The organism is Alcaligenes sp. SDU_A2 (assembly GCF_038237375.1).
In the GTDB taxonomy this organism is placed as follows: Bacteria; Pseudomonadota; Gammaproteobacteria; order Burkholderiales; family Burkholderiaceae_B; genus Alcaligenes.
Map to the genome: position 1 here is coordinate 3,630,326 of NZ_CP151273.1, position 22,449 is coordinate 3,652,774.

The 22,449-nt window shown below is 59.5% G+C and carries 22 protein-coding genes; 12 read left to right on the forward strand and 10 right to left on the reverse strand.

The window, feature by feature from the left end; translation table 11 throughout:
- Positions 1-123 precede the first annotated feature (123 nt).
- The 5 genes from AADW57_RS16630 to apaG all read right to left on the reverse strand — a co-directional run bounded on the left by AADW57_RS16630 (position 124) and on the right by apaG (position 5,699).
- On the reverse strand, positions 124-1,743 hold the full coding sequence (locus AADW57_RS16630) for an EAL domain-containing protein (protein WP_341667997.1): 1,620 nt from the start codon (positions 1,741-1,743) through the stop codon (positions 124-126).
- Between the two features lie 319 nt (positions 1,744-2,062).
- Positions 2,063-2,788: a DsbC family protein gene (locus AADW57_RS16635; protein WP_341667998.1), complete on the reverse strand. Its 726-nt coding sequence runs from the start codon at positions 2,786-2,788 to the stop codon at positions 2,063-2,065.
- Between the two features lie 41 nt (positions 2,789-2,829).
- A complete protein-coding gene (locus tag AADW57_RS16640; RefSeq protein WP_341667999.1) occupies positions 2,830-4,023 on the reverse strand; it encodes an FAD-dependent monooxygenase in 1,194 nt (397 codons plus the stop codon).
- Positions 4,020-5,309: a murein transglycosylase A gene (gene mltA / locus AADW57_RS16645; protein ID WP_341668000.1), complete on the reverse strand. Its 1,290-nt coding sequence runs from the start codon at positions 5,307-5,309 to the stop codon at positions 4,020-4,022. The genes AADW57_RS16640 and mltA overlap by 4 nt, the downstream gene beginning before the upstream one ends.
- 15 nt (positions 5,310-5,324) lie before the next feature.
- The gene (gene apaG, locus AADW57_RS16650; RefSeq protein ID WP_341668001.1) at positions 5,325-5,699 is read right to left on the reverse strand and encodes a Co2+/Mg2+ efflux protein ApaG; all 375 of its coding nucleotides are present in this window, start codon (positions 5,697-5,699) and stop codon (positions 5,325-5,327) included.
- A 117-nt stretch (positions 5,700-5,816) separates the two neighbouring features.
- On the opposite strand from apaG, the gene rpe reads away from it, so the two are divergent.
- Positions 5,817-6,512, forward strand: a complete 696-nt coding sequence (gene rpe / locus AADW57_RS16655) for a ribulose-phosphate 3-epimerase (RefSeq protein WP_341668002.1) — start codon at positions 5,817-5,819, stop codon at positions 6,510-6,512.
- 35 nt (positions 6,513-6,547) lie between these two features.
- Here the strand turns inward: rpe and AADW57_RS16660 are convergent, their stop codons facing one another.
- Positions 6,548-8,350, reverse strand: a complete 1,803-nt coding sequence (locus AADW57_RS16660; RefSeq protein WP_341668003.1) for a GGDEF domain-containing protein — start codon at positions 8,348-8,350, stop codon at positions 6,548-6,550.
- A 209-nt stretch (positions 8,351-8,559) separates the two neighbouring features.
- Here AADW57_RS16660 and AADW57_RS16665 point away from each other — a divergent pair, with 209 nt between their 5' ends.
- From AADW57_RS16665 to AADW57_RS16705, 9 genes are all read left to right on the forward strand, one after another.
- The gene (locus AADW57_RS16665) at positions 8,560-9,243 is read left to right on the forward strand and encodes a phosphoglycolate phosphatase (RefSeq protein ID WP_341668004.1); all 684 of its coding nucleotides are present in this window, start codon (positions 8,560-8,562) and stop codon (positions 9,241-9,243) included.
- 223 nt (positions 9,244-9,466) lie between these two features.
- Positions 9,467-10,987, forward strand: coding sequence for an anthranilate synthase component I (gene trpE, locus AADW57_RS16670; protein WP_341668005.1), 1,521 nt, complete (start codon positions 9,467-9,469; stop codon positions 10,985-10,987).
- A 38-nt stretch (positions 10,988-11,025) separates the two neighbouring features.
- A complete protein-coding gene (locus tag AADW57_RS16675) occupies positions 11,026-11,589 on the forward strand; it encodes an aminodeoxychorismate/anthranilate synthase component II (RefSeq protein ID WP_341668006.1) in 564 nt (187 codons plus the stop codon).
- A 5-nt stretch (positions 11,590-11,594) separates the two neighbouring features.
- Positions 11,595-12,629: an anthranilate phosphoribosyltransferase gene (gene trpD, locus AADW57_RS16680; protein WP_341668007.1), complete on the forward strand. Its 1,035-nt coding sequence runs from the start codon at positions 11,595-11,597 to the stop codon at positions 12,627-12,629.
- Entirely contained in the window at positions 12,626-13,426 is an 801-nt protein-coding gene (gene trpC, locus AADW57_RS16685) for an indole-3-glycerol phosphate synthase TrpC (protein WP_341668008.1), read from the forward strand. Before trpD ends, trpC begins: the two co-directional genes overlap by 4 nt.
- A complete protein-coding gene (locus AADW57_RS16690) occupies positions 13,423-13,902 on the forward strand; it encodes an HIT family protein (protein ID WP_341668009.1) in 480 nt (159 codons plus the stop codon). The genes trpC and AADW57_RS16690 overlap by 4 nt, the downstream gene beginning before the upstream one ends.
- A 229-nt stretch (positions 13,903-14,131) precedes the next feature.
- Positions 14,132-15,880 (forward strand): ribonucleoside triphosphate reductase, encoded by a 1,749-nt coding sequence (locus tag AADW57_RS16695; protein WP_341668010.1) that lies wholly within the window; start codon positions 14,132-14,134, stop codon positions 15,878-15,880.
- Between the two features lie 116 nt (positions 15,881-15,996).
- Positions 15,997-16,179 carry an anaerobic ribonucleoside-triphosphate reductase gene (gene nrdD / locus AADW57_RS16700; protein WP_341668011.1) on the forward strand — a complete coding sequence of 61 codons (183 nt, stop codon included), beginning with the start codon at positions 15,997-15,999 and terminating at the stop codon, positions 16,177-16,179.
- Positions 16,180-16,289: 110 nt separating this feature from the next.
- Complete coding sequence (locus AADW57_RS16705) at positions 16,290-17,030, forward strand: anaerobic ribonucleoside-triphosphate reductase activating protein (protein WP_341669724.1); 741 nt, start codon at positions 16,290-16,292, stop codon at positions 17,028-17,030.
- A 10-nt stretch (positions 17,031-17,040) separates the two neighbouring features.
- Here the strand turns inward: AADW57_RS16705 and ubiT are convergent, their stop codons facing one another.
- From ubiT to ubiU, 3 genes are all read right to left on the reverse strand, one after another.
- Positions 17,041-17,538 (reverse strand): ubiquinone anaerobic biosynthesis accessory factor UbiT, encoded by a 498-nt coding sequence (gene ubiT, locus AADW57_RS16710; RefSeq protein WP_341668012.1) that lies wholly within the window; start codon positions 17,536-17,538, stop codon positions 17,041-17,043.
- A 100-nt stretch (positions 17,539-17,638) separates the two neighbouring features.
- Positions 17,639-18,541: a ubiquinone anaerobic biosynthesis protein UbiV gene (gene ubiV, locus AADW57_RS16715; RefSeq protein ID WP_341668013.1), complete on the reverse strand. Its 903-nt coding sequence runs from the start codon at positions 18,539-18,541 to the stop codon at positions 17,639-17,641.
- Between the two features lie 21 nt (positions 18,542-18,562).
- Entirely contained in the window at positions 18,563-19,594 is a 1,032-nt protein-coding gene (ubiU, locus tag AADW57_RS16720; RefSeq protein ID WP_341668014.1) for a ubiquinone anaerobic biosynthesis protein UbiU, read from the reverse strand.
- Positions 19,595-19,806: 212 nt separating this feature from the next.
- On the opposite strand from ubiU, the gene AADW57_RS16725 reads away from it, so the two are divergent.
- Positions 19,807-20,028, forward strand: a complete 222-nt coding sequence (locus tag AADW57_RS16725) for a DUF2249 domain-containing protein (RefSeq protein WP_341668015.1) — start codon at positions 19,807-19,809, stop codon at positions 20,026-20,028.
- A gap of 3 nt (positions 20,029-20,031) precedes the next feature.
- Positions 20,032-21,369, forward strand: a complete 1,338-nt coding sequence (locus AADW57_RS16730; RefSeq protein WP_341668016.1) for a hypothetical protein — start codon at positions 20,032-20,034, stop codon at positions 21,367-21,369.
- A gap of 58 nt (positions 21,370-21,427) precedes the next feature.
- On the opposite strand, the gene AADW57_RS16735 is transcribed toward AADW57_RS16730, so the two are convergent.
- Positions 21,428-22,180 carry a Crp/Fnr family transcriptional regulator gene (locus AADW57_RS16735; RefSeq protein WP_445819157.1) on the reverse strand — a complete coding sequence of 251 codons (753 nt, stop codon included), beginning with the start codon at positions 22,178-22,180 and terminating at the stop codon, positions 21,428-21,430.
- Between the last annotated feature and the right edge of the window lie 269 nt (positions 22,181-22,449).

Here is a 22,449-nt window from a genome sequence, read left to right on the forward strand (position 1 = left end):
CAGGCCGACCGTGAAAACACGGCCGGCCTGTGACTAGGACTCAACAAACTGACTGGATAACGGCGTGAAATGCGAATATTTAAATGCTGTTACAAGTGGCAAAAATCAGGGGGCGAACAATCGTCAGCGCCGGGCCTCGGAAAGGCGTCGCTGGGTATCATAATTTTGGCTAAAGACCGGCTCGCTACTGGCCAAGGTCAACAGGAAGCCATCCTCGGACATCAGCTCGGAAGTCAATTGCCCCTGGTAATGATTCAATTCCAGATTAAGGGCCAGATCACGCTGCTCCAGCGTGTCCACACCTTTGACCACCACTTCCAGACCCAGCTCATTGATCAAGTGGCAGGCCGTCTCCAGCAAGGCCCGGAACGTAGGCTCCGCGCAGGCCCGCTTGATGACCTGGGCTTCGAGTTTGATGCCGCGAATCGGCCATTCCCGCAAGCGGCTCAAGTGATGATTTTCTATATCGACACTGCTCAGCCAGACCTGTACCCCATTGACGCGCAGATACTCCAGACGCTGCACAAGGTAGGGAAAATCATCCAGCAAATTGTCGCTGAACACATCCAGTTCGATACTGGCCGGGTCCAGTTCCAGGCGACGCAACTGCTCGGGCAAATGTTTGTAGCAATACTCCAGCATTTCCACAGGCAGCTTGATGCCGATGTGACTGGCCCGCAATGAATACTCCTGCCACCAGCGACGCACGTCGCTCATCAGCGTCTGGGTCATCCATTCGCACAAAGCCCGCCGGCGGTCTGGATCACTCATGTGCTGCAAGACGCGATCCGCCCCCAGGCGCTGACCACCCGGCGCAGTCCAGAACACCTGGGCGTCCACCCCGCTGTACTGTCCGGAACCTGCCGCAACCCGCAGCTGATAATTGAACGAGAGCGACTGCACCGTGCGCGGGTCCTGTACATCCAGCGATTGCACGGCCCGCAGCAACTCGGCCGACATCGCCTGCTCCAGAACCGGCTCTTCGCGAAAAGGCTGAAAGTCCATTACATCGTGTTCGTGCGGCTCTAATTGCGCGACCAGCCGTCCTGTAAAGGTATAACCCCATCCATGCACAGACTTGATAGGCAGGGTTACCCCGGCCTGAGCCGCCTTGCGGCGCAGGCGACTGATCAGGGAGTCCACGGCGCGGCTATCACCCGCGGCAATGCCCTTATCGCGCATCAAGTCTTCGCGGCTGAAGCGGGCGTCGGCGTGGCGCACAAACGCATCCATTAATTGGCGTTCGCTGTGCGTCAGCTCCAAACTGACATCGTCAGGCGACACCAGAGTCCATCCTTTGTCGCGCAAAATCCACTCATCCTGCTCGGACAGCCCTTGCTCGTCGCTTTGCTGCGCAATTGGCGTGCCATCGGCATGCAGGAAACGACGCCGCACCGCATGGCACCAGGCCATCAATTCAGGCACATCAATATCAACCGGCATGCACGCATCCGCCCCCGTCAGCAAGAGCTGCACGCGCAGGCTGGGATTTAAGTCGCGATGCAAGGCCACAATGCCCAGATGGGCGAAATCGTTGCGCAATTTGGCAACCATCAGCGGGACATAGCCTACATCGACCGGAAAAAGGAGAAGGTCCGCCTGCGCACCGTGGCAAACCTGCGCCACGTGGTCCAGCGACCTTAGCACGGTTGTCTTGGCACCGAAGACCGCCAGCTGCTCCTGCCAAAATTGCAGACTTTCACCGTCTTCCAAGACAACCAGCACACAGTGTGCATGTTCCATAGGCACCTACTATTCCAAATACAGAATACGTCGCGCTCGTCACAGACCGTGACGGGCCACTGTTTTTATACAGACAGTTCCGATTATCACTTCAACAAACCGAAGCAAAAAGTCAAAAATCGTCAAACTGTGTCTTTTGAAATTATTTTTCTTTTAAATCATTTAACTAGACAAAAATAGCAGCACAGAGACAGCTTGATTCAAACGCGATTATTTTAACAATAGCCCTATAAAAACACTTATAGTTTTCATAGCATTTAAGCACAAAAAAACCCGCCGAACGGCGGGTTGCCACAAATGGAGCGTTCGTAAAGAATATTTACTTTGCGGCGGCGGCCTCCAGGCGGGCCTGCAACTGGGCCGCAGGCAACCAACCATCGGCGCGCGTGCCATCGGCAAAATAAATGGCGGGCGTGCCCTGAATGCGCAACTGCTGGCCTACGGCCAACAATTGATCCAGCGGATGATCGCAGGAGGCTTTCTGCGGACGCTCCCCCTTGCCCATCCAGGCGGTCAAGGTCTGGGCGGGATCTTTGGCGCACCAGATATCTTCCGCCTTACGGCGGCTGTCCGGCCCCAGAATGGGGAACATCATGCTGTATACCGTGACGTTGTCGATCTCTTTAAGGGTGGTGTGCAAACGCTTGCAATAACCACAGTTCGGGTCCTCAAACACGACCAGGCTGCGGCTGCCATCGCCCTTGACCAGTTTAATGGCCTTGTCCAGCGGCAAGGAGTCGAGCGAAATCTTGTTCAGTTCCTGCATGCGCTGCTCGGTCAGGTCAACGCGGGTCTTGCTGTCCAGCAATGCGCCCTGCAACACAAAGCTGGCCTGCGCGTCGGTGTAAAGCAAGGTGCCGCTGACTTGCACTTCCAGCAGATTGGGATAGGGCGTAGCACGAATGGCATCCACCTGTACGCCTGGGAAAGCGGCCTCGAACGCCTTACGGGTTGCATCAAATGCCCCCGGCGCATCGGCTGCCTGGACCAGGCCTGCGGCCGAAACCAGCACAGCGGCCAATACAGTTCGAACTTGCTTAAACATGGAACAACTTCCTTTGCGTAACCGCCCGGCACCCAACGTAATCAAAACAACAGGGAGCCAGGCGCAACCCCCGCCGCATGCGCAATGATACGCCGCTTCACCCACGGCAGGCGATCTACCAGCTGCATGCCCGCATTGCGCACCAGCGAGGCGGGTGCCCCAGACGCCGCAAACAAGCGATACAGGCCATCGGTGGCTGCACGCATCGCGGCAATTGGCTCGGCACGTGCGCGCTTGTAGCGATTAAGCATACGGATGTCCCCCACCGAGCAATGCGGCCCACGCAAGGACACGGTCTTGACCAGCTCTTCGATATCGCCCAGGCCCAGATTCAGTCCCTGCCCGGCCAGCGGATGAACGCGATGCGCGGCATCGCCCACAAGCGCCACACCCGGCGCGACCATGCCGCTGCGCTCGAAGGTCAGCGGAAAACCGTGTACTGCGCTACGCAGCGACACATCGCCCAAGCGCCCGCCCGTCAAGGCGCGCAGACTGGACTGCAGGTAATGCGCCTGCGCCTGTCCCTGCAAGGCCAGCACACGCTCGGCCTGGGCCTGGCCGAGCGACCAGACCATAGACACCTGCGGCTTGCCATCCACATCCGGCATGGGCAACAGCGCCAGAATGGAGTCGCCGGTAAACCACTGCAAAGCCGTATGCTGATGCGCCCGCTCGGCATTCAGGTGCGCCACCAATCCCAGATCGCCATATTCGCGGCCCTGATGCTCGATGCCGGCAGCGGCGCGCAAGGCAGAGCGCGCGCCATCCGCACCCACAATCAGGTCGGCCTGCAAGCGCTGCTGCCCGGCCGTGATGACAAGACCGGGCTCCAGCCGCTCGAAGCGATCCTCGATCCAGGGCACGCCAAACACCTGCAAGGCCTGGCGCAACGCCTGCTCCATCTGCCCGGACTCCAGAATCCAGGCCAGGCAATCCTGGGCGTCCTGCCAGGCATTCAAGGTAACGCAGCCACCGCCATCACCATGAACCTCCATGGCCTGGACCGGTGTAATGCGTTCGGCCTGCATCAGATTCCAGACACCTAGATGAGCCAAAAAGCGCTGACTGGCACCGGACAAAGCATAGACACGCGGATGGTACTGCCCGGGCTGCAAGGCCATAGCCGTATAGGCCGGTGCCAGGATGCTGACCTCCAGGCCGGCTTTGCGCAAGCCCAACGCCGCCGCCATACCGGCCAGCCCCCCACCGCACACTACAATTCGTTCGTTCTTCATCGCGCGCTCGGCACTCCTGCATTGCGTGGCCACAGCAGCCACATCTCGCCCTTTTGCTTCATGCGCCCAGCCTGCGCGCCGGCCTGATCGCCCGTACCCCAGTAAAAGTCAGTACGGGCAGCGCCCTTGATGGCCGCGCCGGTATCCTGCGCAAATACCAAACGCCGCAATGGCTGGCCCGAACCCGGATACGTGGTGGACAAAAATACCGGCGTGCCCAACGGCACGTAAGTGGGATCGATGGCTACCGCGCGTTCACCGATCAGGGGGATGCCATAGGCCCCCTTAGGCCCAAGCTCCGGGTCCACGATGCGCTCTTCCCTGAAAAACACCATGGCCGTGTTTACATTCATCATTTCCTGGACGCGATGCGGATTACGCTGCGCCCAGGCCTTGATGTTCTGCATGGAGGTCTGCGCCAGCGGCATCTCGCCCTGCTTGGCCAGCCACTGCCCCACCGACGCATAGGGCCTGCCATTATGATCCGCATAGGCCAGACGCACGGCGCTGCCATCGGGAAGAACGGCGCGCCCTGAGCCCTGGATCTGCAAAAAGAAGCCCTCTACAGGGTCCTGCGCATAGACAATCACAGGCGGCTGGCGGTCTGCATTGGCGACGATTTGTTCGCGAGTATCGTAGGGCACCACGCGCTTGCCCACCTGCTTGCCGCGTATCCGTTTGCCGGCCAATTCGGGATACAGGCTGCCCAAGTCTATGGTCAGCAGGTCTTGCGGTGCAGCAAATAGCGGCCACTGATACTGGCCGCTGCGCGAGCGCGACGCTTGCAGCAGTGGTTCGTAATAGCCCGTGACGGTATTTTGCGCAATCTGCCCATCGCCGGTCAGCAAGCGCCAAGGCTGCAATTGTTCCTGCAGAAACTGACGGATGGCGGCCGTATCGCGACTATCGGCGTCCAGCCCGGCAGAGGCCGCCGCCTGGCAGACCGGCTGCCAGGCGCGCGGGTTGGCCCGCGCCGGCATGGCCAGCGAACCGCTGACTGGCCGCATCAGACCTTTGCAATTATTGATGAACCCCTTCCACACATGGTCCAGCGAGTCGGCCTGCCAGCCCGGCAGAGCCCCCCAGTTAACCGCCTGATATTTGCCGGCCAAGGCGCGCGCCGGAGTTTCCGGCAACGCTGTCAGGGCGGGCACGCGCAACGGCTGCAGGGCAATGTCGCCGGCATCGGCCGGCGGCTCGGAAGAGGTGCCGGTCTGATCGACAGGCGCAGTCGAACAGGCGCTCAGAGCCAGCAAGACGAGCGGCAAGCAATAAATAAGCTTCATGGATGAACTCAAACCTTAATGCAGGGTACGGGGAGAGGCCAGCACAAATTCCTGGATGGGTACTTCGAAAGGCACGCCATTCTCGCCCACGCACTGATAGCTGCCGCGCATGGTGCCGACCGGTGTCGTCAAAGGACAACCGCTGGTGTATTCAAACGACTCGCCCGGGGCCAGAACAGGCTGCTGCCCCACCACGCCCAGTCCACGCACTTCCTGGACCTGCTGATTGTCATCCGTAATGATCCAGTGACGACTGATGATCTGCGCCGACTGCTGCCCGTGGTTGGTGATCCGCACGGTGTACGCAAACACATATTGTTTGCTGTCCGGTTCGGATTGCTCAGGCAGGTACTGGGGCGTCACGCGCACCTCAATATCGTCAGGCTTCATGATGGTTTCCAATTTACGACTGTACAGATGCGGACCGCTACAGACGATCCCGCTTGAAACTGCAATAATGACATACGCACACGGTTTACGTGTTGTCTAATCTTTACCACTTCTATTATGTCCCAAGCCAGCTCCACACGTATCGCCCCCAGCATCCTGTCTGCCGATTTCGCCCGCTTGGGCGAAGAAGTGCGCAATGTCGTCGCCGCCGGTGCCGACTGGGTTCACTTCGATGTCATGGACAACCATTTCGTCCCTAACCTGACCTTCGGCCCCATGATCTGCGAAGCGCTGCGGCCACACACCAGCGCCCCCATCGACGTACACCTGATGGTCGAGCCTGTGGACGCCCTGATCCCCGCCTTTGCCAAAGCCGGGGCCGACGTCATCACCTTCCACCCGGAAGCATCGCATCACGTGGATCGCACGCTGTCGCTGATCCGCGACCACGGCTGTAAGGCCGGCCTGGTCTTTAATCCGGCCACCTCGCTGCAATGGATGGACTACGTCATGGACAAGCTGGACATCGTGCTGCTGATGTCCGTCAACCCTGGTTTCGGCGGCCAGAGCTTCATTCCCGCCACGCTGAACAAGCTGCGTCAGGCGCGCGCGCGCATCGATGCCTGGACGGCGCAAGGCGGCCAGCCCATTTTGCTGGAGATCGACGGCGGGGTAAAAGTAGACAATATCCGGGAAATCCGCGCGGCCGGTGCCGACACCTTCGTGGCCGGTTCGGCTATTTTTGGTAAGCCCGACTACGCCCAGGTCATCGGCGAGTTGCGCGCCCAGATCGCCCTGGCCGAACAAGCCTAAATAACGTCGGCCCCGCCAACCCAGCGGGGCAACGGCTACTGCAACACAATTTCACGACCGAACTGGGCCTGACGCACCGGCGTCTCCGGATGACGCCGCTCCACAAACAGCGCATTGCCCTGTATTTTTTTGGCCTGCGCCTTGGCCGATGTCGCCAACTCCGCAATCAAAGAGCCGGAATACTGTTCGGGCCTGTCGACCAGCACCACCCCCAGCGACAGGCTGACCAGTGGATGAAAAACCGGCACGCCCTGTCGGTTTTCGGCCAAATACCCGCCGGCCTGCAAGTGCTCGCTCAGGTAAAGCGGCTCAAGCTCGCAGGCCAGCTCGTCCAGAATCATCTGGCAACGCCGTGCCCAGTCGGGGCTCGTAAAGACCAAGATAAAATCATCCCCGCCCACATGCCCGACAAAATCCGCATCGCGTACAGCATGGCGCGTAAACAATTCGGCCATGGCGCGCAACAGATCGTCGCCCTTGCGATAGCCGTACAAATCGTTGTACGGCTTGAAATGATCCAGGTCGGCATAGCAAACGGCAAAGCTCGTACGATTACGCAGCAAGGCGTCGATATGCTCGTTGATCGGCACATTGCCAGGTAGCTGCGTCAGGGGATTGGCATACCGCGCCGTCGTAATCTGGATCTGGGTAATTTCGCGCATCAGCTCCACGCTGGAACCCAAGCCCATGTACTCCCCTTCGGAAGTAATAATAAAACCATCGCTAAGCGTATCGTCCGCCCCCTGCGACATCAAAGCGCCCAGCTCCAACAAACTGGTGTCGCTGTCCACAATCAAGGGGGATGTCTCGATAAACATGGAGCAAGGCTTGTTGCCGTACAGTTCGCGGTGATACGGACGGGCCAACTGATCATACAACTGACTGCGACGCAAAATTCCGGTCGGACGACCATCGCACAACAGTGCAATGGCACTCAGATCCGGATGACTCTGGAACAAGTCGTAGACCCGGTTGGTCGGAGTATTGTCCGCCACGGCCGGTGCGCTGCGCAGCAAGCGGCGCACGCTCATGGCATGGCGCTCCTGAGACAGGGGGCGTGAATGACCTGCAGATGGCCCGAACAAAACGGCCAAGCCCGGCTCCAGCCGCGCAGGCGGCACGGGCTGCGGGCGGGACAATAAATAACCTTGCCCACAAGCCACACCCAGGTAACGCAAGGTACGCAGCTCCGCCTCGGTCTCTATGCCTTCGGCAATCACCGTGGACTGGGCATGATTGGCAATATCGCAGATCGAACGCACTAATTGCTGCTTGAGCATGTCCGTATCGATATCGCGCACAAAGTACTTGTCGATCTTGACATACTCGGGGCGCAGCTCTGACCACAAACGTAAAGACGCATAGCCCTCGCCCAGATCATCAATGGCAAACTGCAGGCCTTCCTGACGATACATTTCGGTCGCCTGGTGCAGATGGTAGTAGCTGTCGGTACGTTCGGACTCGGTCAGCTCCACCACCAAACGGCTCCAGTCCATGCCGGCCAGTTGCGGCAACCCTGCCCGGCAATCGCGCCGCGCCAACCCCAGCATACGCATCATCATGTCCGGGCTGGAGTTCAGGAACAACTTACCGGCCAGACCCTGCCGCCTGAAGCTGGCAATCAACTCGTGGCAACATAACTCCTCCAGATCCCAAACGCGTCCGCACTGACGGGCGGCATCGAACAAGGCCAGGGGCGAATAGAAACTGGTTTGCTCCGGTCCCCGGATCAAGCCCTCGTAGCCCAGGATGAAACCCGACCGCAGGTCGACAAGAGGCTGAAATACGGGGGTGACTTGTTTTTCTTTGAGAATCTGGTGAAATGTGTCGAGCATCATACTTCCGCTCCAACGGTGTTTCTAAACGAACAACCGAAAGCCAAATATGTAACCAAATGCGGCGCACTCACTTTAACGGATAAACTCAGGCAAACCTAGCATTCATATCGAAATCAGTTAATCTGAATCAAATCCTAAAGTCCTGAAAAATATTTAAACTTAGACATTAGCAAGGGTATGACAATATTTTGTCACAAGCTCGCTACAAAATGATGAAATTTTTCTCTGTGCTTTTTGACCTGGACGGCACCTTGCTGGACACCATTCCCGATCTGGCCCTGGCCTGCAACGCCATGCGTGCCGATCTGGGTCTGTCCGCCCTGCCCCAGGAACACGTTACTACGCTGGTCGGAAAAGGAACGGAAAATCTGGTTCGCCGCGCCCTGTCCGACACATCCAAAACCGCAGCAGATATAGCCCAGGCACTGGATTTGTTCCACCATCACTACAGTCTGTGCAATGGTCAACACAGCCGCCTGTACCCCGGCGTGCTCGAAGGTCTGCAAGACTTCCAGCAACAGGGCCTGCGGTTGGCCGTCGTCACCAACAAGCCCGAACGCTTTGCCCGCCCCCTGCTGGAGCATACCGGCCTGGACGCCTATTTCGAACTGCTGGTAGGCGGCGATACCTGCGCGCGCAAAAAACCAGACCCCCTGCCTTTCTTGCACGCCTGCGAACAACTGGGCACGGACCCATCGCAAACCCTGGTGGTGGGCGATTCCCTGAACGACGCACAGGCGGCACGCGCGGCGCGCATCCCGGTTCTGCTGGTGCCTTACGGCTACAACGAAGGGCAGGACGTGCAAAGCCTGGAATCCGATGGTATAGTTGATTCCATCGCTTGCGCGGCCCGCTGGGTGCGCCAAGCCAATAACAATACTGCAACAACGTAATATTGCTCATGTCTACTTCCCTGAACGTTCACACTACCTACGGCGCTTATTGGCGCTGGTGGCGTTCGTGTATCGGGTAGACATGCACCCTGAAGTCTGGCGGCCGCAACAATACAGTAGTACCAGCGGACCCCCTCCAGGAAAAAAAGCCCGGTAATCATAACGACCGGGCTTTTTTTGTTTCTGTCCGGTCTGCCGTACCCACTGACCTATCGAGACCCCCATGACAGAAATAGAATTCAATGCCCTGGCCGCCGAAGGCTTCAACCGCATCCCGCTGATCGCGGAAACCTATGCTGACCTGGACACCCCCCTCTCGATCTACCTGAAGCTGGCGCACAATTCGCCGGAAGGTGGACGCTACAGCTGCCTGATGGAGTCAGTGGTGGGCGGCGAAAAATTCGGCCGTTACTCCTTCATCGGCCTGCCCGCCAAGACCGTCATCCGCAGCCACGGCCGCCATACCGAAGTGCTGAAGAACGGCAAGATCGTCGAAAAGGCAGACGGCGATCCGCTGCAATTTATCGAACAGTTCCAGGCACGCTTCAAAGTCGCCCTGCGTCCGGGCCTGCCACGCTTTGCCGGCGGGCTGGCCGGCTACTTCGGCTACGACACCGTGCGCCATATGGAACCGTCGCTGGGCGACAGCCCCAAGCCTTTCCCGGCAGGCCAGGAAAACGGCGTGCCCGACATCATGCTGCTGCAGGTCGACGAACTGGTCATCGTGGACAATCTGGCCGGCCGCACCTACCTGCTGGTCTACGCCGACCCCACTCAGCCCGAAGCCTACGTACAGGCCAAACGCCGCCTGAAAGATCTGCGCGAAAAACTGCGCACACCGGTAGTCATTCCCTACGCCTACGCCAGCATGCAGACCGAATGCGAGCGCGACTTCGACAAAAAAGACTACCTGGAAGCCGTAAACCGTGCCAAGGAATACATCGCCGCCGGCGACGTGATGCAAGTGCAGATCGGCCAGGTCATCACCAAGCCTTTCCGCGACTCGCCGCTCTCGCTGTACCGCGCCCTGCGTTCGCTCAACCCCTCCCCCTACATGTACTTCTGGAATTTTGACGACTTCCAGGTCGTGGGCGCGTCCCCCGAAATCCTGGTGCGTCAGGAAGAACACATAGAACATGGCCGCCACAGCGAACGTGTCACTATTCGCCCCCTGGCCGGCACCCGCAAGCGCGGTGCCACCCCCGAAGCCGATGCAGCCCTGGCCGCCGAACTGCAGGCCGACCCCAAAGAACGCGCCGAGCACGTCATGCTGATCGATCTGGCCCGCAACGACATAGGCCGCATCGCCAAGACCGGCACCGTGCAGGTCACCGACACCATGACCATCGAACGCTATTCGCATGTGCAGCACCTGGTCTCGAATGTCTGCGGCGAACTGCAGGACGGCATGAGCCAGATGGACGTGCTGCGCGCCTCCTTCCCGGCCGGCACCCTGACGGGCGCGCCCAAGGTGCGCGCCATGGAACTGATCGACGAACTTGAACCGGTGCGGCGCGGTATCTACGGCGGTGCCGCCGGCTACCTGAGCTACTCGGGGCAGATGGACCTGGCCATTGCCATCCGCACCGGCGTCATCAAAGACGGCATGCTGTATGTGCAAGCGGCGGCCGGCATCGTGGCCGACTCCGACCCCGAAAAAGAATGGCAGGAAACCGAAGCCAAGGCACGCGCCGTTCTGCGCGCCGCCGAACAGGTGCAGTTCGGCCTGGACGAGCCCATCTAAGCCCTGATCGCAACCCTTTTCTGTCGGAGTACCCTCTCATGCTGTTCATGCTCGACAACTACGATTCATTCACCTACAACCTGGTTCAATATTTTGGCGAGTTGGGCCAGGAAGTCGTGGTGCGGCGCAACGATCAGGTCACCCTGGACGAAATCGATGCCCTGAACCCGGCACGCATCTGCATCTCGCCCGGCCCTAAATCGCCCGCCGAGGCTGGTTTGTCCGTGGCGCTGATCCAGCACTTTGCCGGCAAGAAGCCGATTTTTGGCGTCTGCCTTGGGCATCAGGCCATCGGCCATGCGTTTGGCGGGCGCATTGTCCGCGCCCAGGAAATCATGCACGGCAAAGTCTCGGCCATCAGCCACCAAGGCACCGATTTGTTCCAGGGCCTGCCCTCGCCCTTTAACGTCACGCGCTACCATTCACTGGCGATCGAGCGGGCCAGCCTGCCCGACTGCCTGGAAGTGACCGCACACACCGAGGATGGCGAAATCATGGGGGTACGCCACCGCGAACTGCCCATCTACGGCGTGCAGTTCCATCCCGAATCCGTGCTGAGCGAGCACGGCCATGCCCTGCTCAAGAACTTTCTGGATCTTTGACCACCATGAATACCATCACTCCTACCGAAGCACTGGTACGCTGCATCGAACACCGCGAAATCTTCCACGACGAAATGCTGCACCTGATGCGTCTGCTGATGCGCGGGGAAATGTCGCCACAGATCGCCGCCGCCTTGCTGATGGGCCTGCGGGTCAAGAAAGAAAGCGTGGGGGAAATTACCGCGGCCGCCCAAGTCATGCGCGAATTCGCCACCCCCGTCATCACACCAGACCCCAGCGAATTGCTGGACATGTGCGGTACCGGCGGCGACGGCTCCAACACCTTCAATATATCGACCGCCGCCATGTTTGTGGCCGCCGCCGCCGGCATCAAAGTGGCCAAGCACGGCAACCGCAGCGCCTCGTCCTCGTCAGGCAGCGCCGATGTGCTCGAAGCCCTGGGAGCCAGCCTGGTTTTTTCGCCCGAGCAAGTGGCCGCCAGCATCGAAGAAACCAATATCGGCTTCATGTTCGCCCCCGCCCACCACGGTGCCATGAAAAACGTGGCCGCCGTGCGCAAAGAGCTGGGCGTGCGCACCATCTTTAACATTCTGGGGCCATTGACCAATCCGGCCAGTGCCGGCAACCAGTTAATGGGCGTGTTTCACGCCGACCTGGTGGGCATCCAGGTGCGCGTCATGCAGCGACTGGGAGCCAAGCATGTCCTGATCGTGCACGGCAAAGACGGCATGGACGAGGCCTCGCTAGGTGCCGCCACGCTGGTCGGCGAGCTCAAAGACGGCCAGGTACGGGAATACGAAATTCACCCCGAAGATTTCGGCATGTCCATGACCTCGAACCGCAGCATCCGCGTGAACAGCCGGGAAGAATCGGCCGCTCTCATCATGGAAGCCCTGAATAACCAAGAGGGAACGGCTCGTGATATCGTTGCCCTGAACGCCGGACTGGCCATTTACGCGGCCAACCGGGCAGACTCCATCGAAAGCGGCCTGAAAATGGCCTTCGAGACCATCGCCAGCGGCGCAGCCCGAGAAAAACTCGAACAATTCTGCGCCTATACAAGGAAGTTAAACGCATGAACGACATTCTGGCCAAAATTCTGGACACCAAGAAATCAGAAGTCGCCACCGCCCGCCAGTTGCGCAGCGAATCGGATCTGCTGCGCGAAGCGAAGAACCGGAACGACCTGCGCGGCTTTGCCAGCGCCATCGAAGACAAGATCGCCCAGGGCAAGCCCGCCATCATCGCGGAGGTCAAAAAGGCCTCGCCATCCAAAGGGGTGATCCGCAGCGACTTTAACCCGACCGAGATCGCATCCAGCTACGCCGCGCACGGTGCCGCCTGCCTGTCCGTGCTCACGGACGTCAAATACTTTCAGGGGGCCTACGACCACCTGCGCCAGGCGCGCGCCGCCTGCGCCTTGCCGGTACTGCGCAAGGACTTCATTATTGATCCTTACCAGATCATCCATGCGCGAGCGTTGGGCGCAGACTGCATCTTATTGATCGTGGCGGCCCTCAGCCCCCAGCAGCTCAAAGAATACGAGACCATCGCCCACGAACTGGGCATGGATGTGCTGGTCGAAGTACACGATAGGGCCGAACTGGATACGGCACTGGAATTGCAGACCGGCCTGCTGGGCATCAATAACCGCAATCTGCGCAGCTTCGAGACCAGCACGCGCACCACGCTGGATCTGCTGCCGTTCATTCCTGCCGGTAAACGCGTGGTCACCGAAAGCGGCATCCACACCATCGAGGATGTTGCCGTGATGCGTGAACACGATGTGCAGGCCTTTCTGGTGGGCGAGGCCTTCATGCGCGAACCCGACCCCGGCGTGGCCTTGCAAAATCTGTTCTTCGGCCAGCCTGCATGAAGCAGGCCGCATGCCCCCTTTGCGCGTTAGAGCCCGACCAGTTGCTATGGTCGGGCGCAGGGCTGCACGTACTTAATGTCGCCGACAGCCCGTTTCCAGGCTATACGCGTGTCATCTGGCACGAACATAGTGCCGAAATGACGGACCTATCCCCCACGCAGCGCCAGCATCTGATGGATGCCGTCTATATTGTCGAAGAGGCCCTGCGCGCGCATCTGCAGCCCATCAAAGTCAATCTGGCCCAATTCGGCAACCAAGTGCCGCATCTGCACTGGCACCTGATTCCGCGCTGGCGCGACGATCCATTTTTCCCGGACTCCGCCTGGTCGCCTGCACCGACGCGCACGCCAGAACAAAATCTGGCATGGTCCGGGCAACACAAGACTCTGCTGGCACGCTTACCAGCCTATCACCAAGACCTGCAATCGGTGCTTCAAGCGCGCCTGGTCGATAGCCATCCGTCTGCCAGTAGCTAGCAAATAAAAAGCCCAGCGTCGCGCCGGCGCATGCCTGAGCCAAGTGCGCTGCGTGCCAGATGCCCCGGCCCATCTACATAGCCCTGATCAGCCCCTGCCCAAACGCCAGGGGCTGACGGCCATGCAAAATTAATCTGGATCAAATCTAACAAAGAAAGTCCCGCACCCTGCTTGAATACACTACATATAGTGCCTAGCATTACATAAACCACTATATGTAGAGAAATTCATGAACACCAGGGCAGCCCCCGATGCACTGCAAAGACCAGTGCCGCAGATCGATATCATCCGCTCGGTCACCGAATACCTGGAACGCCAGGACTGGCGCGTCAATGCCAATGCCAACCAGGGCTATTCGCTGGGCGGTCTGATCTTGAACACATCGGGCAAGATGATCGCCAATTACTGGCTCAGCCACGTCTACCCCGAAACCATAGGCCAGGCCCATCGCCAGGCCGACCTGCACATTCACGACCTGGATATGCTTTCGGGCTACTGTGCCGGCTGGTCGCTGCGCATGCTGCTCACCGAAGGCCTGAATGGCGTGCCCGGAAAGATCGAGTCCGCCCCGCCGCGCCATATGTCCAGCGCCGTGGGTCAGATCGTCAACTTCCTGGGCACCCTGCAAAACGAATGGGCCGGGGCCCAGGCCTTCAGCTCTTTTGACACCTATATGGCTCCTTTTGTGCGCAAAGATGCCATGAACTACACCCAGGTGCTGCAATGCATGCAGGAACTGATCTACAACCTGAATGTGCCATCACGGTGGGGCACGCAAACACCCTTCACCAATCTGACCTTCGACTGGATCTGCCCCGAGGATCTCCGCGCACAAGTGCCGCTGATCGGCGGCCAGGAAATGCCTTTTTGCTATGGCGATCTGCAAAGCGAAATGGACATGATCAACCGCGCCTACATCGAAGTCATGACGCAGGGCGATGCGCGCGGGCGGGCTTTTACCTTCCCCATTCCCACCTACAACATCACGGCCGACTTCGACTGGCACAGCCCCAACGCGCAGCGCCTGTTCGAGATGACGGCCAAATACGGCCTGCCTTATTTCCAGAACTTCATCAATTCCGAACTCAAGCCCAATATGATCCGTTCCATGTGCTGTCGCCTGCAACTGGATCTGCGCGAACTGCTCAAACGCGGCAACGGCCTGTTCGGCTCAGCCGAGCAGACCGGTTCGCTGGGCGTGGTCACCATCAACTGCGCGCGGCTGGGCTATCTGCATCGCGGCGATGCGCCAGGGCTGTTCGCGCGGCTGGACCACTTGCTGGAGCTGGGGCGCGACAGCCTAGAAATCAAGCGCCGCGTCATCCAGGAACACATGGACCAGGGCTTGTTTCCCTACACCCGGCGCTACCTGGGCACTTTACGCAATCACTTCTCTACGCTGGGTGTGAACGGCATCAACGAGATGATCCGCAACTTCACAGACAATGCGCACGATCTGACCACCCCCTGGGGCCACGATTTTGCACTGCAATTGCTCGATCATGTACGCGCCCGGATGGTGCAGTTCCAGGAAAGCACGGGCCATATGTACAACCTGGAAGCCACGCCCGCCGAAGGCACCACCTACCGCTTTGCCAAGGAGGACCGCGCCCGCTGGCCAGACATTTTGCAAGCCGGAACGCCGGACATGCCCTACTACACCAACTCCTCGCAATTGCCAGTGGGCTTTACCGACGACCCCTTCGAGGCCCTGGAACGCCAAGACGAACTACAACGAAGATACACCGGCGGCACTGTGCTGCATCTATACATGACCGAACCGCTGTCCAGCGCCAACGCCTGCCGCACCCTGGTGCAGCGCGCCCTGAGCCGCTTTTCCCTACCGTACATCACCGTCACGCCCACATTCTCCATCTGCCCCAAGCACGGCTATCTGCCCGGCAAGCACACATTCTGCCCGCATTGCGACGCAGACCTCCTGGCACGCAGGCAAGCCGCTTGCCAACACGGGCACTAGGCACCCGTTCCGCTGTGCCCGCAACCCGCGTCTGTGCATCCACGCATCCCACCAACACACGCAACCCCGATCGTTTTCTTTTTTTCCGGTCATCCGGATTTTTACTGGAGCTTTCTATGACAGACCCAAGCCTCGTCCTGACGGATGCCGAACGCCAACCTTGCGAAATCTGGACGCGGGTCATGGGCTATCACCGTCCTATGTCCTCGTTCAATATCGGCAAACAGGGCGAATTTCACGAACGCCGCTATTTTACGGAGTCGAATGCGGACCTGCCTGCCCCGATACCGACAGCCTGAATCACCCCTCTTTTCTTTCACCTGACGCAGCATGGGCCAATCAGGCCCGCGCTGCGATGACTGCCTTCCCCGTGGCCACGCTACGCAGCCACACCGCCGGAAAGATTGGCATGACGCACACCCGCTCACACAGACAGGCCACAGCACGCGCACCGCTAAAAATAGGCGGCCTGGTTCCCTTCACAGCCACGGACTACCCAGGCCATCTGGCCGCCGTCATTTTTGTGCAAGGCTGTCCCTGGCGCTGCGGCTACTGCCACAACCCGCATCTACAGGAACGCCCCCCCCACAGCCCGCTGGACTGGCAGACCATTCTGGATTTTCTGCGCCGACGAGACGGCATGCTGGACAGCGTGGTATTTAGCGGCGGCGAACCCACGATGGACCCAGCCTTGGAAGCGGCCATACACGCCGTACGCGAATTAGGATTCAAGATCGGACTACATACAGGCGGAACACACCCGCGCCGTTTACGCGACATCTTGCCCTGGGTGGACTGGGTAGGGCTGGACATCAAGACCGACTTCCAGAACTACGACAAAATCACTCGTGTACACAACAGCGGCAACGCAGCCAAAGACAGCTTGCAGGCCCTGCTGGATGCCGGTGTTTCGCTGGAATGCCGCAGCACCATACACCCGCAACTGCACAGCCCCCAGGACATACTGCGACTGGGGCACTATCTGCACCGCCAGGGCGTGCGACAGTATGCCTTGCAAGTGTTTCGTACCCAGGGATGCCGGGATAGCGTCCTGAATCAAAGCGGGCAGGCGCTGCACGCCTACCCCGGCGAACACGTCACCCAGGCACTGGCGGAACTGTTCCCCCGCTTTGAACTGCGCCGCGACTGAACAAACCCATTTACAGACGAGCAGCGTTCACCGGGCGCTGCCCAAGCAAGCTGCGTCGCACGGCCTGCCAAAGCTGCGGAATCACAATACGCGCCTGCAACACGCTTGGGTCCAGAGAGTCCAAGGTGTTCTTGACCATCAGGCCCAACTCGGTATCGCCCTCGATCAACAAACGCCGATTAAAGAACAGTGTGTCCGGGTCTTCCTTGCGCTGCAAAAGCTGATAAAAATCCCAGGCATTGGCACGCAGGGTCAAATCCGGGGCCGGTCCACCACTGCGCAAAGGATAAAAGGCTCCATTGCGCCAAGAGTAGTCAAACTCCAAGCGCGCATCGATCACCTGCAAACGCAAGCGCCGCTCCTGCAGGCACTGCCCGACATCGTCGGGTAAATGAGGGGCCATGACCACATTCAGGGCACTGGCCAGCACACGCGACCCTGGCCAGCGCGGTAAGTGTTCTAGCACACTGGCCAAGGGCAAAGGCAGGCGCGGAGTTGAAGCAGTCATCGTCGGATCTCCAGAAATCGGCATCAAAAATATACGCACGGCACACCTAGGCCAAGACGGCGTGATCAGGCACAGGCCACAGCCACATGCAACATCGCAGTCAGGCAGCCGTCGCGGCCGGCATCACCATCTCCAACCCTGCCCGCCCATGCCAGAAACCATTGCAGGCCTTGGCCGGCAAGTACTGCTGCAACTGCTCATAAGCCGCCTGAATCGGCATGCGTTCGTGCAGGGCATCGTCAAACAGCCGCAAAACCTCACCCATATGTGCGGACTGCGGGCTAAAGCGCAAAACATCCACACCCAAACTGCGCAGATCCTGAACCTGATGCAGCAAGGTATACACCCAGGCCGACTGCGTCTGTATGCCATTGATCGTCAAAAAGCCTTGGCCTTCGCGGGTTTCCAGCAGCAGACCGTCGGGGTAGTCCATGCATACGTATTGGCAGTTGTCTTTGGGCAGATTACGATTGCGGGCCGTAAAACAGCGGGCCGAAAAAGCGAGCGGCATGCGACCAAAGGCAAACACTTCGGTCTGTAGTCCCTGCGGCCTGTCCTGCTGTAGCTGCGCCAAGCCTGTACGTCCCATCTCCAGTGGCATCACCCAGCGCACCGCGCCTTGCGACGCAATCAACTCCAGCGCAGGCCTGTTGTACAGATTCAGAAACGGACCGGCCACAAAGTCCCGACCCTGCATATGGCGCACGGCACCCATATCGTTGGCCTCGACCAGATAGCGATCGTGTTCGCACACTTTGCGCAAGACCGTCATGTCGCGTCCGGACTCCAGCAAGACCTGGGTGGACAAGACTGGAGTCTTGCCCGCCTGCGCCAACATGTGCGCAATCTCCAGCCAATCCTCCAGGCGCAACTCGTGCCGCCGGGAGCAAACGGTTTCCCCCAGATAAACCGCATCGACCGGCCATTCGCAGGCCGACTCGTAAAACTGCATCACCGCCAGACGCGACCAATAATATTGCAAGGGTCCCAAAGAAAATTTCATGTCCCTATCTCCGTGGCTGGCTTACTTCCAGGGACGCGAATACGCGCCCAATGTGTGCTGCTGGCCCTCGGCCAACTTGTCCAGAGTGCCCATCCAGGCCGGATGAACCGAGTAACGTGTCGTGCGAGAATGGGCCAGATCGATAGCCTGTCGCCAGACTTTCGTGACTTGCGCCACATAGGCCGGGCTGCGCTGGCGTCCTTCGATCTTGATGGCAGAAACCCCGGCCGCCAGCAACTGCGGCAACAGCTCCAGGGTATTCAGGCTGGTGGGCTCTTCCAATGCGTAGTAGTTCTCGCCGGCCACATCAAAGCGGCCCTTGCACAGCGTGGGATAACCCGCATTTTCGCCATCCTGGTAACGATCGATCAGCACACCGTTCAAACGCGACTCCAGGCCCTGGCCGGTCTGTTCCCAACGCACATGTCGGGCCGGCGAACAGACGCCATGCGTGTTGGGCGACTCGCCTGTCGCATACGAAGACAACGCGCAACGCCCCTCCACCATGACGCACAGGCTGCCGAATCCAAACACTTCCACCTGGACAGGGACCTGTTCGCATACTTGTTCGACCTGCGACATGGAAAGCACGCGCGGCAACACCACACGCTGAATCCCGAAGTGGTCGTGGTAGTAGGAAATCGCCTGCGGGTTGGTGGCCGAACCTTGCACAGACAAGTGCAGCCGCAGGTCGGGATGACGCTGGCTGGCATAGGCCATCAGCCCCGGATCGGCCAGAATGACGGCATCCACACCCGAGTCCGCCGCCCGGTCAACGGCATCCCGCCACAATGGCCAAGCCTGCGGCTGCGGATAGGTATTGAGCGCCAGCAAAACCTTGCGCCCACTCTCGTGGGCATAGCGTATGCCTTGCTCGATGGCCTGTGCATCAAAATTGAGCCCGGCAAAATTGCGCGCGTTGGTGGCGTCGCGGAAACCCAGATACACACTGTCTGCGCCATGATCGATGGCCGCTTTCAGGGCCGGCAAGCTGCCGGCCGGGCAAACCAGCTCCAGACAAGCCTGGGCAGGACTTCGAGGCATAGTATTCATGACACTCCCGAACAAAGATCCAGCCAAGACTCGTCCCGGCTGTGCAACGCCCACCACTATGCCCCGTCCGGCCCGGCCTCTCCTTAACACATATCAATTTCTACGCATCTGCTGATCGCCAACAAGCTCTGCACGGCGCAAAATCCCCACCACGCCGCCCGAGTAGTGAACAATACCCACTTTGGTCCCACGCTATTGTCCGAGTCTTTGCCATGACACACCCCGAAGTCATACTGGATGTCCGCGGCCTGCCCGCTCCCGAACCCCTGGAGCACTGCCTGGAGGCGCTGGCTGGACTGGAGCGCGAGCAAAGCCTGACCATGCTGATCGACCGCGAGCCGTTTCCGCTCTACGCCATTCTGGATCGGCACGGTTTCCGGCACCGCTGCACCGACTGCGGCACTCATTTCCAGCTCGTCATCAACAAGGCTTGAATCATGCAACGCGCCCTGTCCATCGATCAATCGCCACCGCTGGCCCTGACCCTGCCGTTTTTCCTGAATGTGCCGCTGTTCGGCCTGCTGTCCTGCGCTCTGGCCATCTGGGCCGGCCCCGATTTGTTTGATTCCCGCTGGCATCCCGCCACCCTGGCCCTGACCCATGCCTGGACGCTAGGCATACTGGGCAGCGCCATGCTGGGCGCACTGATGCACATTCTGGCCGTCGCCGGCAATATACGCGCCACCTTATCGCGCCTGTCGGGCGGAACACTGTGGGCGCTGCTGACCGGGGGCACCTTGCTCTTGATGATAGGCTTCATGGCCTGGCTGCCATGGGCCTGGCTGCTGGCGGCTCTCTTATTAGGCACGGCCCTGACCGGCTACCTGGCTTGCATGGCCAACGCGCTTTGGGCGCAGCGGCGTCGCGTCTTTGCAGGCGCGCGCGAAATCCTGGCCCCCATACGCCTGGCACTGTTGTTTCTGACGTTGACTCTGTTATCGGGCATCTCCATGCTGACCGCTCTGGGCTTGGGCAAGCCCGCGCCCAATCTGCTCGACAGCCATATGCTGTTCGGACTGGCGGGCTGGACAGGACTGCTGGTCATAGCCATGTCTTTTCAGCTGCTGCCTATTTTTCAGGTAACCGAGCTGTATCCACGCAGCCTGGTACGCTGGCTGCCCTGGACGCTGACAGGCTTGCTGGTCGCCAGCGCCGCCCTGCAAAGCCTGCCCGGCCCGTGGCTACCACTGCGCGAACTGCTGCTGTATTTAATCATTCTGGCCTTCGCCCTATGGGCCATCGTCAGCTGGGCAAGATTGTGGCGGCGCAAACGCCCCAATGCCGATACGGTCACCCTGTTCTGGTACAGCGCGTTGGCAAGCCTGATCGTCTGCGTCCCTTTACTGCTCTGGTCGCGTTCGCCTGCAAGCCATGACACAAGTCTGGGCATCGGAATACTGATCATCGTCGGCACACTCGGGTCCCTGGTAACAGGCATGCTCTATACCATTGTGCCCTTTCTGCTATGGCGCGAAGCACAACAAGCCGTGCCTGTAGACCTAGCGCATCCCGAACGAACCCGTGGGTTACTACGCCTGATTCCCAAAACCGGACACTATATCCCGGCCGCCACGGCTCGTTTGCACTGGGCATTGCATAGCGCAGCTATCATGGCGTGCGCTCTGGCCGCGTTGGGCATAGAGACGGCAGCCTGGATAGCGGCCCCTTTGCTCCTGACGGCTTTTATGGTGCTTACCTGGAATCTATGGACAGCCTGGCAGCGCTATCGGCTATGCCGCCAAGCGTTGATAGAACACACGCACTCTGCGGGCTAAACACGTACCACAGCCAACGGGGTGGCATCCATGTGCCTGTCTTACATCTGAAACGCTTTTATCCCCGATATTGGCGTAAAGCCTCGCTGTCCAGAATCGTAAAATTGCGACGTTGCACACGAATCAAGCCCCGGTTCATCAAGTCGCGCAAGGTCCGCGATAGATGTTCGGGCGTCAGATTCAACCGGGAAGCAATGACAGATTTGCCAACATCGATACGGAACGGCTGGCCTTCTTCGCCCGGCCATTCCTGCAATAAATACGCCACCAGACGCTGCGCTCCGTTTTGCAACGTATAGGACTCCAGCTCGCCCATCAGGCGATGCAAGCGCTGGCTAAGTCCGGCCAGCATTCGCCGGGCCATGCCCGGGCTTTGGTCCAGCCGCTCGAAAACCGTTTCACGACCCACATGCAGCAGCAATGTATCGACCAGCGCCTGGGCGGTCACAATATAGTCGCGCTCCATAAACATCAAAGCCTCGCCAAACCCTTCGCCCGGTCCCACCAGCCGCACCACCCGCTCCAGACCAGACGAGGACACGAACACCAGTTTGACGCGGCCATACACCACCACATGAAAACCCATGCATGGATCGCCGCAACGAAACAAGGTGTCTCCGCGCAAGGCATGTACTTCCCGTGTGCCTTGTGCAATAGGCTCCAGTTCGCTACGGGGCAGTTCCTTGAACAGTGGCAAATGTGCAAGATGGGCCTGTATGCGGGCAAGCCGCCTGGACTCTTCCAGAACGACAAACCCCGAACCAGGCGTTCGCGATGCAGCCTGCTGATCGTCCTTTCCTGACTCCATCATGGCCAACTCCAAAATCAAATCCAGACGTTGGACAGACTGCCATATTCCGGCGCGTCGCGATCAGTCGGCAAGGGTCCCGGCTTGACGCATGTCAATCACAGCCGGCAGAAGATAGGCCGAGTGCTCATCATGGGTAGTGCTACAAGGGCCAACGTATTGCCGGCTGTACTGCTTATTGGATGACCCGACCAGCACATGGGGCGCTATTGCGGACTATATTGCCTGATAGCGCATGGGCCGCTATTGGAACGCCGGCACTGCCGGGGAGC